Origin of the sequence: Streptomyces sp. NPDC020299, assembly GCF_044387825.1 — a bacterium.
Lineage (GTDB): Bacteria > Actinomycetota > Actinomycetes > Streptomycetales > Streptomycetaceae > Streptomyces.
In genome coordinates this window covers 343,206-355,401 of sequence record NZ_JBIRWL010000006.1, presented here as the reverse complement: position 1 = coordinate 355,401, position 12,196 = coordinate 343,206, and the positions used below count along the sequence as shown (strand labels likewise).

The 12,196-nt window shown below is 70.4% G+C and carries 12 protein-coding genes; 4 read left to right on the top strand and 8 right to left on the bottom strand.

Annotated features, from left to right (window positions below; all coding sequences use genetic code 11):
* Window positions 1–79 precede the first annotated feature (79 nt).
* The 7 genes from ruvX to ACH45E_RS18425 all read right to left on the bottom strand — a co-directional run bounded on the left by ruvX (window position 80) and on the right by ACH45E_RS18425 (window position 7,278).
* The gene (gene ruvX / locus ACH45E_RS18455) at window positions 80–544 is read right to left on the bottom strand and encodes a Holliday junction resolvase RuvX (protein WP_361441489.1); all 465 of its coding nucleotides are present in this window, start codon (window positions 542–544) and stop codon (window positions 80–82) included.
* Between the two features lie 62 nt (window positions 545–606).
* A complete protein-coding gene (gene alaS, locus ACH45E_RS18450) occupies window positions 607–3,279 on the bottom strand; it encodes an alanine--tRNA ligase (protein ID WP_361441152.1) in 2,673 nt (890 codons plus the stop codon).
* Window positions 3,279–3,644: a hypothetical protein gene (locus ACH45E_RS18445; RefSeq protein WP_361441149.1), complete on the bottom strand. Its 366-nt coding sequence runs from the start codon at window positions 3,642–3,644 to the stop codon at window positions 3,279–3,281. The genes alaS and ACH45E_RS18445 overlap by 1 nt, the downstream gene beginning before the upstream one ends.
* 16 nt (window positions 3,645–3,660) lie before the next feature.
* On the bottom strand, window positions 3,661–4,095 hold the full coding sequence (locus ACH45E_RS18440; RefSeq protein ID WP_361441146.1) for a DUF948 domain-containing protein: 435 nt from the start codon (window positions 4,093–4,095) through the stop codon (window positions 3,661–3,663).
* Between the two features lie 205 nt (window positions 4,096–4,300).
* Complete coding sequence (gene rpsD, locus ACH45E_RS18435) at window positions 4,301–4,915, bottom strand: 30S ribosomal protein S4 (protein WP_361441143.1); 615 nt, start codon at window positions 4,913–4,915, stop codon at window positions 4,301–4,303.
* Window positions 4,916–5,221: 306 nt separating this feature from the next.
* Window positions 5,222–6,577 (bottom strand): replication-associated recombination protein A, encoded by a 1,356-nt coding sequence (locus ACH45E_RS18430; protein ID WP_361441140.1) that lies wholly within the window; start codon window positions 6,575–6,577, stop codon window positions 5,222–5,224.
* Between the two features lie 44 nt (window positions 6,578–6,621).
* Entirely contained in the window at window positions 6,622–7,278 is a 657-nt protein-coding gene (locus ACH45E_RS18425; protein ID WP_361441137.1) for a vitamin K epoxide reductase family protein, read from the bottom strand.
* A gap of 143 nt (window positions 7,279–7,421) precedes the next feature.
* On the opposite strand from ACH45E_RS18425, the gene ACH45E_RS18420 reads away from it, so the two are divergent.
* From ACH45E_RS18420 to ACH45E_RS18405, 4 genes are read left to right on the top strand one after another with little or no spacing between them, the layout of a single operon-like run.
* On the top strand, window positions 7,422–8,288 hold the full coding sequence (locus ACH45E_RS18420; RefSeq protein ID WP_361441134.1) for an ABC transporter ATP-binding protein: 867 nt from the start codon (window positions 7,422–7,424) through the stop codon (window positions 8,286–8,288).
* On the top strand, window positions 8,285–9,079 hold the full coding sequence (locus tag ACH45E_RS18415) for an ABC transporter permease (RefSeq protein WP_361441131.1): 795 nt from the start codon (window positions 8,285–8,287) through the stop codon (window positions 9,077–9,079). The genes ACH45E_RS18420 and ACH45E_RS18415 overlap by 4 nt, the downstream gene beginning before the upstream one ends.
* Window positions 9,076–10,281, top strand: coding sequence for a sensor histidine kinase (locus tag ACH45E_RS18410; RefSeq protein WP_361441486.1), 1,206 nt, complete (start codon window positions 9,076–9,078; stop codon window positions 10,279–10,281). Before ACH45E_RS18415 ends, ACH45E_RS18410 begins: the two co-directional genes overlap by 4 nt.
* A complete protein-coding gene (locus ACH45E_RS18405; protein WP_361441128.1) occupies window positions 10,278–10,901 on the top strand; it encodes a response regulator transcription factor in 624 nt (207 codons plus the stop codon). The genes ACH45E_RS18410 and ACH45E_RS18405 overlap by 4 nt, the downstream gene beginning before the upstream one ends.
* 19 nt (window positions 10,902–10,920) lie before the next feature.
* On the opposite strand, the gene hisS is transcribed toward ACH45E_RS18405, so the two are convergent.
* Window positions 10,921–12,183: a histidine--tRNA ligase gene (gene hisS, locus ACH45E_RS18400; RefSeq protein WP_361441125.1), complete on the bottom strand. Its 1,263-nt coding sequence runs from the start codon at window positions 12,181–12,183 to the stop codon at window positions 10,921–10,923.
* Window positions 12,184–12,196 lie beyond the last annotated feature (13 nt).

The following is a 12,196-nucleotide window of genomic DNA, read 5'->3' as shown; positions in this document are numbered from 1 at the left end:
GCCCGCTGACGTTCCGCCTCTTCTTGTGCGGCGGCTGTTCGAACACCGTCGCATCGCGCGGAACGTTACCGTATCGCGATCAGATGACCACTTCGACGCCCTCGCCGGGTGTATTACCTGACACCCGTTCGGATTCCAAGGCCTGTTGCAAGATGATCACGGCGGCCGCCTGATCTATGACGGAACGGCCCTTCTTGGACCGCACGCCGGAGGCGCGCAGTCCCTGAGTGGCCGTCACGGTCGTCATCCGCTCGTCCACGAGTCTGACCCCGACCGGCTGAATCATGCGTGCCAGTTCCTGGGCGAAGCGACGGACCTTGGCGGCGGCCGGGCCCTCGCCCCCCTTGAGGGAGCGAGGGAGACCGACGACGACCTCGATCGGCTCGTACTCCTCGACCAGTTGCCTCAGCCGGCGGTGAGCGGCCGGGATGTCCCGCCCGGGGACGGTCTCCACCGGTGTGGCGAGAATCCCATCGGGATCGCACGAGGCGACCCCGATACGGGCGTCCCCGACATCGATCGCGAGTCGGCGTCCTCGGCGCATGACCCGGCCCTCACCGCCTGCCGTGTTCTCGGGGTTCGCGGGCTTCTCGGGATTCACGGGGGTCACTTGGCCGATTCCGCCACGAGCCGCTCGACGGCGTCCACGGCCTCGCCGACGGCGGCCGGGTTCTGGCCGCCGCCCTGGGCGACGTCCGGCTTGCCGCCACCGCCGCCGCCGAGGGTCTTGGCGGCCGTGCGGACCAGGTCACCGGCCTTGAGGCCGCGTTCGCGGGCGGCCTCGTTGGTGGCGATGACCGTGAGCGGCTTGCCGTTGTTCACCGTGAACAGGGCGACCACGGCGGCCCGTCCGCCCTGGATGCGGCCGCGCACGTCGAGGACCAGCTTGCGCAGGTCGTCGGGGGTCGTGCCGTCCGGGACCTGGCCGGTGACGACGGCGACGCCGCGGATGTCCTTGGCGGACTCGACGAGACCGGCGGCGGCCTGGAGCACCTTCTCCGCGCGGAACTTCTCGATCTCCTTCTCGGCGTCCTTCAGCTTGCCGAGCATGGCGGAGACCTTCTCCGGCAGCTCCTCCGGACGGCCCTTGATCAGTTCCTGGAGCTGGGCGACGACCGTGTGCTCACGGGCGAGGAAGTTGTAGGCGTCCACGCCGACCAGGGCCTCGATACGGCGCACCCCGGAGCCGATCGAGGACTCGCCGAGCAGCTTCACCAGGCCCAGCTGGGCGGTGTTGTGCACGTGCGTGCCGCCGCACAGCTCCTTGGAGAAGTCGCCGATGGTGACCACGCGGACCCGCTCGCCGTACTTCTCGCCGAACTCGGCGATGGCGCCCTGCTTCTTGGCCTCGTCGATGCCCATGACGTCGGCGCGGACGTCGAGGTCGCGGGCGAGCACCTCGTTGATCTTCTGTTCGACGTCGGTCATCACGGCCGTCGGAACGGCCGACGGGGAGCCGAAGTCGAAGCGGAAGCGGCCGGGCTGGTTCTCGGAACCGGCCTGGGCGGCCGTCGGGCCGAGGGCGTCACGCAGGGCCTGGTGGGTGAGGTGGGTGGCCGAGTGGGCACGGGCGATGGCCGTGCGGCGGCGGGCGTCGATCGAGGCGTGGGCCTTGGCGCCTACGGTGATCTCACCGACCTGGACGACACCCTTGTGGACGTAGACGCCCGGGACCGGCTTCTGGCAGTCGCGGACCTCGATGACGGCACCGGTGTCGACCTTGATGCGGCCGGTGTCGCCGATCTGGCCGCCGCCCTCGGCGTAGAACGGGGTGCGGTCCAGGACGATCTCGACCTCGTCGCCCTCGGTCGCGGCCGGGGAGGAGACGCCGTCGACGAGGATGCCGACGATGGTGGTCTCGCCCTCGGTGTCCGTGTAGCCGATGAAGTCGGTCTCGCCGGCCTTGTCGGCGATCTCGCGGTAGGCACCGGCACCGGCGTGGCCGGTCTTCTTGGCCTGGGCGTCGGCCTTGGCGCGCTCCCGCTGCTCCTTCATCAGGCGGCGGAAGCCCTCCTCGTCCACCGAGAGGCCCTGCTCGGCGGCCATCTCGAGGGTGAGGTCGATCGGGAAGCCCCAGGTGTCGTGGAGCAGGAACGCCTTGTCGCCGGCCAGGACCGTGCCACCGGAGTCCTTGGTCTCGGTGACGGCGTTGTCGAGGATGTTCGTGCCGGCCTTGAGCGTCTTGAGGAAGGCGTTCTCCTCGGCGAGGGCGACCTTCTCGATGCGCTCGCGGTCGGTGACGAGCTCGGGGTACTGCTGGCCCATCATGCCGATCACGGTGTCGATCAGGTCCTTGACGACCGGACCGGTGGCGCCGAGCAGGCGCATGTTGCGGATGGCGCGGCGCATGATGCGGCGCAGGACGTAACCGCGGCCCTCGTTGCCGGGGGTGACGCCGTCGCCGATGAGCATCACGGAGGTGCGCATGTGGTCGGTGACCACGCGCAGGGAGACGTCCGAGCCGTGGGCGTCGCCGTAGGCCACACCGGTCAGCTCGGTGGCCTTCTTGATGACGGCCATGGAGGTGTCGATCTCGTACATGTTCTGCACGCCCTGCAGAATCATGGCGAGGCGCTCCAGGCCGAGGCCGGTGTCGATGTTCTTGCTCGGCAGCTCGCCGAGGATCTCGAAGTTGTCCTTGCCGATGCCCTCGCCGCGCTCGTACTGCATGAAGACGAGGTTCCAGATCTCCACGTACCGCTCGTCGTTGACGGCGGGGCCGCCCTCGACGCCGAACTCGGGGCCGCGGTCGTAGTTGATCTCGGAGCAGGGGCCGCAGGGGCCGGGGACGCCCATGGACCAGTAGTTGTCCTTCATGCCCAGGCGCTGGATGCGCTCCTTGGGCACGCCGACGACCTCGTGCCAGATGCGCTCGGCCTCGTCGTCGTCCTTGTAGACGGTGATCCAGAGCTTCTCCGGCTCCAGGCCGTAACCGCCCTTGTCCTGGGGGCTGGTGAGGAGCTCCCAGGCGTGCTTGATGGCGCCTTCCTTGAAGTAGTCGCCGAAGGAGAAGTTGCCGCACATCTGGAAGAACGTGCCGTGGCGGGTGGTCTTGCCGACCTCTTCGATGTCGGGGGTGCGCACGCACTTCTGCACGCTGGTGGCGCGGGCGAAGGGCGGCTTGACCTCGCCCAGGAAGTAGGGCTTGAAGGGCACCATGCCGGCCGGGACAAGGAGCAGAGTCGGGTCGTCCGCGATGAGCGACGCCGAAGGGACGACGGTGTGACCGCGCTCCTCGAAGAAGCTCAACCAGCGGCGGCGAATCTCAGCCGACTCCATCAGTGGTCCTCATTCCGGTTGTACGAGTACGTCGTGTTCTCGATGTACTTCGGGTTCTCGATGTACTTGGGGTTGCTGCGGTTGTTCTCGATGGCGGTGTACCGCCGGGGCGCGGGGAGTTCGGGATCCGCGCCGATGCCCAGCGCGTCTCCCAGCTCGGCCTCCCGCTGCGCCATGTTGTCGCGGACGTCGAGCGCGAAGCCGACCGCGTGGTCCTTCAGGCGCCGGCCGGTCTCGAGGGCCTTGTTGGCCGCGCCGACGGCGAGGTTCTCGGGCGTCAGCTGCTTCAGCTTGCGATTGACCTTGGTGGTGGCCCACACACCGGCGGCGACACCCGTGCTGAACCAGAACGTACGGCGGAACATCGCTCGGTCTCAGTCCTTACTTCCGCTTGCGACGTGCGGCGGGAACCGTGCGGCCCACGATCACGGTACGCCGGGGCGACTTCGCGGGCGCGTCCTCCTTGCGGCCGCCCAGCGCCCGGCGCACGCCGTAGCCGAAGGCCGCGACCTTCACCAGGGGGCCGCCGAAGGTGGAGGCGACGGTGGTCGAGAGCGCGGAGGCGTTCGACGTGACCTCCTGGACGTCGGAGGCGATCGAGTCGACCCGGTCGATCTGGGTCTGTGCGGAGCGCACCGCCGCGGAGGCGTCGGCCAGCAGCGGGACGGCCTGGTCGGTCACGTCCGCCACGAGCTTGGTGGTCGCCTTGAGCGTCTGGGCCAGCCTCGCCAGCGCGACGGCGAGGAAGGAGACCAGAATCGCCCAGAAGACGGCCACCAGGATTCCGGCCACTTCTCCACCGGACACTGTGCGCACCCGCTCCCTGAAACGTGCTCTGGACATCGAGAAAGTCGTGCACCGAGCCTATCGCGCCGGGGGTGGCGCTCCGTACCGGATTACCTCCCGGGAGCGGGACAATCGCGAAGAGGCAAGGTGGGCCATGACGAAAGCCCGCCGCCTCGCCCGCCCGGAGGGCGGGGAGACGGCGGGCTGACGCTGAGGTGCTACACCCGGCCGGTGATCAGCGGGCGTAGTACTCGACGACGAGCTGCTCGTCGCAGATGACCGGAACTTCCTTGCGGTTCGGCTCGCGGTCCAGGCGGAAGGCCAGGGCGCGGAGGTTCACCTGCAGGTAGCGGGGGGTCTCGCCGTCGGGGGCGAAGCCACCCTCACGGGCGATCTGGAAGAGCGTCTTGTCCTTGGAGCGGTCACGGACCTGGACGACGTCGTCCGGGCGCACGCGGAAGGACGGCTTGTCGACCTTCTGGCCGTTGACCTGGATGTGGCCGTGGACGACCATCTGACGGGCCTGGTAGATGGTGCGGGCGATGCCCGAACGCAGGACCAGCGCGTCGAGACGGCGCTCGAGCTCGATGATCAGGGCCTCACCGGTCTTGCCCTGGACCTTGGAGGCACGCTCGTAGGCGCGGACGAGCTGACGCTCGGACACGTCGTACTGCGCGCGCAGACGCTGCTTCTCGAGCAGACGGACCTTGTAGTCCGAGTTCTGCTTGCGGCCACGGCCGTGCTCACCCGGCGGGTAGGGGCGGGCCTCGAAGTACTTGACGGCCTTCGGGGTCAGCGCGATGCCGAGCGCACGCGACTTCTTGACCTTGGGGCGGGACTGGTTCGCCACTGTCTTTAGTCTCTTTTCTGAATTTCCGGCTTGTCAGTGTCGAGGGAGGTCGCATCCGCAGCCGGGGAAACCCTCCTCGTCCTGACGGACGGGGCGGGCAGCCGCTCCCCTGGTCTGGGCACATACGTGCAGCACGCGAGTGGCCCACCGGCCGATCCCGGAATTCCGGGTGGTGGTGGGCTGCCCGCGACACCGTTCGACGGTGCGCGACGCTCCTGGAGCCGGTCCGCGAAGGACCGGGGCTCCGGCTGGCTGTCCCGCTCTGACGGCACGGGACTCAGCACTTCGAGGCAGTCTACAGGGCGCTCAGGACCGCTTGCGACCGAGGTGCTTGCGGGTCCACTCGACGGCGTCGGCGTACCTCGCCTCGGCTCCGTGCCTGCTCGGCGTGTAGTACTCGCGTTCCTTGATGGCGTCCGGCGCGTACTGCTGCTCGGCGATGCCCTCGGGCAGGTCGTGCGGGTACACGTACCCCTGCGCGTGTCCGAGCTTGGCCGCGCCCTTGTAGTGCCCGTCCCGCAGGTGCGCCGGCACCGGGCCGGCCAGTCCCTTGCGTACGTCGTCCAGGGCGGCGCCTATCGCGGTGGTCGCGGCGTTGGACTTGGGGGCCAGGGCGAGGGCGATGGTGGCGTGGCTGAGGGTGAGGGCGGCCTCGGGGAAGCCGATCATGGCGACGGCCTGGGCGGCGGCGACCGCGATCGGCAGGGCGTTCGGATCGGCCAGGCCGATGTCCTCGCTGGCGGAGATCATCAGGCGGCGGGCGATGAAGCGGGGGTCCTCGCCGGCCTCGATCATCCGGGCCAGGTAGTGCAGCGCGGCATCGACGTCCGATCCCCGGATGGACTTGATGAGGGCGCTGGCGACGTCGTAGTGCTGGTCGCCGTCGCGGTCGTACTTCACCGCCGCCCGGTCGACCGTCTCCTCCAGCGTCGCCAGGGCGATGTCCGTCTCACCCTTGTCGAGCGCGGCCCCCGCGGCGGCCTCCAGGGCGGTCAGGGCGCGGCGGGCGTCGCCGCCGGCGATGCGCAGCAGGTGGTCCTCGGTGTCCTCGGGGAGGGTGACGGCGCCTCCCAGACCGCGCTCGTCGGTCAGGGCCCGCTGGACGAGACCGCGCAGATCGACGTCGGTGAGGGGTTCGAGGGTGAGCAGCAGGGAGCGGGACAGCAACGGGGAGATCACGGAGAAGTACGGGTTCTCGGTGGTGGCCGCGATCAGGGTCACCCAGCGGTTCTCGACCGCGGGGAGCAGGGAGTCCTGCTGGGCCTTGCTGAAGCGGTGGATCTCGTCCAGGAAGAGGACGGTCTCCTTGCCGAACCCGCCGGTGGCCCGGCGCGCGCCGTCGATGACCGCGCGGACCTCCTTGACGCCCGCGGTGATGGCCGACAGCTCCACGAAGCGCTTGTTGGTGGCCTTGGAGACGACGTACGCCAGGGTCGTCTTGCCGGTGCCGGGCGGGCCCCAGAGGATCACCGAGGACGGTCCGGCGGGCCCGCCCGCGCCCTCGCCGACCAGCCGGCGCAGGGGCGAGCCGGGTTTGAGCAGGTGCTGCTGGCCCACCACCTCGTCGAGGGTGCGCGGGCGCATGCGCACCGCCAGGGGACTCGCGGCGGGGTCCTTCTCCTGGCGTTCTTCTGCTGCGGCGGTGAACAGGTCGGGTTCCACGCAAGAAACCCTAAGTCACCCCACTGACAATCCCCTCAGGGCTGTCAGCTGGTCCAGAAGTCCCACCAGCGGGTCAGGACCAGCATGCCGATGATGCCGACGTGCAGCACCGGCAGCACCCAGGTGAACTCGTCGAAGAAGCCCTTCAGCCAGCGCGGGGCGGGCAGGAAGTCGTTGCGGATGTTGAACGACGTCACGTACCAGAACATCGTGATCGTGGCGACCCAGGCCAGCGAGCACCACAGGCACAGCGCGTTGATCCGGTACAGCGACTGGAACTGGAGCCAGGTGCAGAAGGCCACGCCGAAGAGCGTGCCGAAGTTGAAGGTGAGCCAGTACCAGCGCGGGAAGCGGGCCCGGGCGAGCAGGCTCATGCCGACGCAGATGACGATGCCGTAGCAGACCAGGCCGAGCATCGGATTGGGGAACCCGAAGGCGGCGGCCTGCTTGCTCTCCATGACGCTGCCGCAGGAGACGACCGGGTTGAGGCTGCAGCTGGGGGTGAAGGTCTTGCCCGCGGCCTTGGCCTCGAGGATCTTGAACTTGTCGATCGTGATGACCCACGCGGCGAGCAGTCCGGCCGCGCCGGTGATCATCAGCAGCAGGGCGAACGCCCGGCTGCCCCCCACCGTGCGCGGCACGGCGTCGGCCTCGTCCGGCCCGGGCTCCGTGGAGACGTCCTTGACTGTCGTCTTGCTCATCACGCCGATCCGTCACTGAGTGGGGTGGACCTTCTTCGGGCACGGTCATTGTGCCGCACGCGGGCTGTGTCCACCGTTCGGTGGACATAAGGAGGTACGCACGGTCGTCCCGGAGCGTTCGGTTCCGGCCGAAGATCGGGGGCATGACAGCACACGCGAACGAATTCGCGGTGCACGTACGGGGGCTGCGCAAGCAGTACGGGGACGTGACCGCGGTGGACGGCATCGATCTGGGCATCCGGCGCGGGGAGGTGTTCGGCCTGCTCGGGCCCAATGGCGCGGGCAAGAGCACGACGGTGGAGATCCTCCAGGGCAACCGCACCCGGGACGCGGGCGAGGTCTCGGTCCTGGGGGTGGATCCGGCGACCGCCACGCGCGCGTGGCGATCCTGTGTAGGGATCGTCTGGCAGGACGAATCGGCACCCGCCGAGTTGACGGTCCGCGAGACGGTGCGGCACTTCGCCCGCTACTACCGCCGCCCCCGCGACCCGGAGCAGGTCATCGACATGGTTGGTTTGTCGGCCAAGGCCGACAGCCGGATCAAGGCCCTCTCGGGCGGTCAGCGCCGCCGCCTCGACGTGGCGCTCGGCGTGATCGGCGGCCCCGAGCTGCTGCTCCTGGACGAGCCGACGACCGGCTTCGACCCGGCGGCCCGCCGCCAGTTCTGGGACCTGATCCGGCTGCTCGCCGACGAGGGCACGACGATCGTGCTCACCACGCACTACCTGGAGGAGGCCGAGGCCCTCGCGGACCGGCTCGCGGTGGTCGCCAGGGGCCGGGTCGTCGCCGAGGGCGAGCCCGGCGAGCTGCGCGGACGTTACGGCACCGGCGCCACGGTGACCTGGACGGATCCCGACGGCTCCGCGCGCGCGGAGCACACGGACACCCCGACGAAGACGGTCGCGGCGCTCATGGAGCGCTTCGACGGCGAGATCCCGGGCCTGGCGGTGAGCCGCCCCACGCTGGAGGACGTCTACCTCCGGCTGACCGGACAGGAGGCCACCCGATGACGGCCTGGACCCTCGGCCTCAGCCGCGGCGCGCTGGAGATCAGGCAGTTCTTCCGGCAGCGCGACCAGGTGGTGTTCACCTTCGCCTTCCCCGTCGTCTTCCTGTTCCTGTTCGCGTCGATCTTCCACGACGACGTCCGTGGCAGCGGCGTCACCGCCTCCCAGCTGTACGTCCCCGCGATGATGGCCTCCGGGATCATGTCGACGAGCTTCCAGTCGCTGGGCATCTCGATCGCCGTGGAACGGGACCAGAAGGCGCTGCGCCGGCTGCGCGGCACACCTATGCCGCCGGCGGCGTACTTCCTGGGGAAGATCTGGCTGGTTCTGTTCACCGGTGTGGTGGAGACGGTGATCCTGCTGCTCGTCGGCACCACCCTGTACGGCGTCGACCTCCCGTCGGACCCGGGCCGCTGGTTCGACTTCGGGTGGATCTTCGTGCTCGGGCTGACCGCGTGCGCGCTGCTCGGCATCGCCATCAGCTCGGTGCCCCGGTCCGCGCAGAGCGCCAGCTCGGTCGTCGTGCTGCCGTTCCTGGTGCTCCAGTTCATCTCCGGGGTGTACATCTCCGTCGCCACGATCCCCGGCTGGATGCTGGACGTCGGCGCCCTGTTCCCGCTGAAGTGGCTGTGCCAGGGGCTGCGCGGGGTGTTCCTGCCCGACTCCGCGCGGGTGCTGGAGCAGGCCGGCAGCTGGGAGTTCGGGCGGATCGCGCTGGTGCTCGCCGCCTGGTGCGCCGCAGGATTGGCGCTGTGTCTGCTGACCTTCCGCTGGCGGGACCGGCGCACCGGATGACACATCCGGGCTCGGCCCGGGACGCGCACGCCTGGGACCGCTCGATCCGTCTCTGGGACCTGTACTTCGCGGTCGCCTGGGTGGCCACCCTCGCCTTCGTGCTCGCCGCGAGACATCCCGGGTGGCCCGTCCGCGCGGTCGCCGCCGGGCTGCTCGTCCCGCTGGTGCCCTGGTACGCCGTGGTGGGCCGCGTGCTGGTCCAGGAGGACCCGCCGGAGGAGCGGCGGACGCTGCACTACCTCGGAGTGGCCATCGCCCTGTTCCTGCCGTCCGCGGTCCTGGTCGGCGAGACGCGGCTGATGGCGTTCGCGCTCGTCCCCCAGTGCTTCATGACGCTCAGGGCGCGGCAGGCGCTGGTGGCGGTGACCGTCATCAACCTGGTGCCGGTGGCGGGCTGGGCACTGCTGTGGCGGCCGGACGGCCAGGACCTGTTCGCCAACGCGGTGTTCGCCGGGGTCACCCTCGTGTTCTCCGTGGTGATCGGCGGCTGGATCATCCGGATCATCGAGCAGAGCGGGGAGCGGGCCGAGCTGATCGCCGAGCTGGACGCCAGCCGGCACGAGATCGCCCGGCTGTCGGCGGCGCACGGCGCGCTGGCCGAGCGGGAGCGGATGGCCCGCGAGATCCACGACACCCTCGCGCAGGGCTTCACCAGCCTGCTGATGCTCGTCCAGGCGGTCGAGGCCGAGCTGGACGACGACCTCCCGCAGGCCCGCCGCCATCTGGCGCTGATGGACGCCACGGCCCGCCAGAACCTCGCCGAGGCCCGGGCCCTCGTGGCCGGGGGCGCACCGGCCGACCTCGACGGGGCCTCGCTGCCCGACGCACTGCGCCGGCTCGCCGCGCGGCACGCGGCGACCGTGGAGGTGACCGGTCCGGTACGACCGCTGCCCGCCGGCCCCGAGGTGGTCGCCCTGCGCTCCTGCCAGGAGGCCCTGACGAACGCCCGCCGGCATGCGGGAGCGTCGGCGGCGGTCGCCATCGAACTGACATACGCCGACGCGGCGCTCACCGTCCGCGTCCACGACGACGGCCACGGCTTCGACCCGGCCGCCGCCCGCGCCGGATACGGTCTGGCGGGGCTGCGGGCCCGGGCCGCCGAGGTGGGCGGGACCGCCTCGGTCCGCAGCGCGCCGGGCGACGGCACGACGGTGACCGTACGCCTGCCCGTCCTCGCCACCGTGAGGAGTGACACCCCGTGATCCGGATCGTCCTGGCCGACGACCACCCCGTCGTCCGGGAGGGCCTGCGCGCGATGCTCAGCGCCGAGCCCGACCTGGAGGTCGTCGCCGACGCCACCAGCGGGCCGCAGGCGGAGGCCCTGGCCGCCGAGCTGCGGCCCGACATCGTGCTGATGGACCTGCGGATGCCGGGCGGTGACGGGGTCGACTCGATCGAGCGGATGAGCGAGGCCGGGCTGCCCTGCCGGGTGATCGTCCTCACGACGTACGAGACGGACCGCGACATCCTGCGCGCGGTCGAGGCCGGGGCCGCGGGCTATCTCCTCAAGGACCTCCCCCGGGGCCGGCTGGCCGAGGCGGTACGCGCCGCCGCGCGCGGCGAAACGGTGCTGGCCCCCTCGGTGGCGGCCCGCCTGGTGGACCAGCTCCGCGCCAAGCCGGAACGCCCACGCCTGTCCTCCCGGGAGACGGCGGTACTGCGCCTGGTCGCCGAGGGCTGCACCAACGCCGAGATCGGGCGGCACCTGTTCATCGGTGAGTCGACGGTGAAGACGCATCTGCTGCGGGTCTTCGGCAAGCTGGGCGTGGACGACCGCACCGCCGCGGTCACCTCGGCGATGCGGCACGGCCTCCTCGACTGACCCGAGCCCCCGTCGGGGGTCAGCTCAGTCGTGACTCCAGTTCGGCCACGATCTCGTTGACGCCGATCGCCGTCTGCTCGCCGGACTCCATGTCCTTGAGCTGGACAACGCCCTCGGCGAGGTCGCGTTCCCCGGCGACGAGCGTGTAGCGCGCGCCGCTGCGGTTGGCGTTCTTCATGGCCCCCTTCAGCCCCTTCGCGCCGTACGAGAAGTCCGCCGCGATGCCGACCTTGCGCAGCTCGGTGACCTTGGCGAACAGCACCCGCCGGGCCTCCTCCCCGAGCGGCACCGCGAAGACGCTGGTCGCCGAGGGAAGGTCGAGCTCGACGCCCTCCGCCTCGAGGGCCAGTACCGTACGGTCGACGCCGAGGGCCCAGCCCACCGAGGGCAGCGCGGGCCCGCCGATCATCTCGGACAGCCCGTCGTAGCGGCCGCCGCCGCCCACCGCGGACTGGGAGCCCAGGCCGTCGTGCACGAACTCGAAGGTGGTGCGGGTGTAGTAGTCCAGGCCGCGCACCAGCTTCGGGTCGTCCTCGAAGGCCACGCCCGCCGCACTGATCAGCTCGCGCACCTCCTCGTGGTACGCCTTGCACGCGTCGCACAGATAGTCACGCAGCAGCGGCGCGTCCCCGAGCTGCTTCTGGACCGACTCCCGCTTGTCGTCCAGGACGCGCAGCGGGTTGATCTCGGAGCGGCGCAGGGTGTCCTCGTCGAGGTCCAGGCCGCGCAGGAAGTCCTGCAGCGCGGCCCGGTACACCGGCCGGCACTCCTTGTCGCCGAGCGAGTTCAGCAGGATGCGGAAGTTCCTGAGCCCCAGCGAGCGGTACGCCTGGTCGGCCAGGATGATCAGCTCGGCGTCCAGCGCCGGGTCCTCGGCCCCGATGGCCTCCGCGCCGACCTGCGAGAAGTGCCTGTAGCGGCCCTTCTGCGGGCGCTCGTAGCGGTAGTACGAGCCGGAGTACCAGAGCTTGACCGGCAGGTTGCCCGCCTTGTGCAGGTTGGCCTCCAGCGCGGCCCGCAGCACGGAGGCCGTGCCCTCGGGGCGCAGGGCCAGCCGGTCGCCGCCCTTGGTCTCGAAGGCGTACATCTCCTTGGTCACGATGTCGGTCGACTCGCCGACACCGCGCGCGAAGAGTTCGACGTTCTCGAAGCCGGGCGTCTCGATGTAGCCGTAGCCGGAGTCGCGCAGCGGCGCGGCGATGGCCTCGCGGACCGCCAGGTACTTCGCGGAGTCCGGCGGAATGAGGTCGTAGGTGCCCTTGGGGGCCTGGAAGGTACTCACGGGAAGTCTCTCG

Coding starts and splice junctions, on each gene's coding strand:
- ACH45E_RS18445 (WP_361441149.1), bottom strand. CDS start 3,644: ATGTTCCGCCGTACGTTCTGGTTCAGCACGGGTGTCGCCGCCGGTGTG.
- ACH45E_RS18420 (WP_361441134.1), top strand. CDS start 7,422: ATGACAGCACACGCGAACGAATTCGCGGTGCACGTACGGGGGCTGCGC.
- alaS (WP_361441152.1), bottom strand. CDS start 3,279: ATGGAGTCGGCTGAGATTCGCCGCCGCTGGTTGAGCTTCTTCGAGGAG.
- ruvX (WP_361441489.1), bottom strand. CDS start 544: ATGCGCCGAGGACGCCGACTCGCGATCGATGTCGGGGACGCCCGTATC.
- ACH45E_RS18415 (WP_361441131.1), top strand. CDS start 8,285: ATGACGGCCTGGACCCTCGGCCTCAGCCGCGGCGCGCTGGAGATCAGG.
- ACH45E_RS18410 (WP_361441486.1), top strand. CDS start 9,076: ATGACACATCCGGGCTCGGCCCGGGACGCGCACGCCTGGGACCGCTCG.
- ACH45E_RS18425 (WP_361441137.1), bottom strand. CDS start 7,278: ATGAGCAAGACGACAGTCAAGGACGTCTCCACGGAGCCCGGGCCGGAC.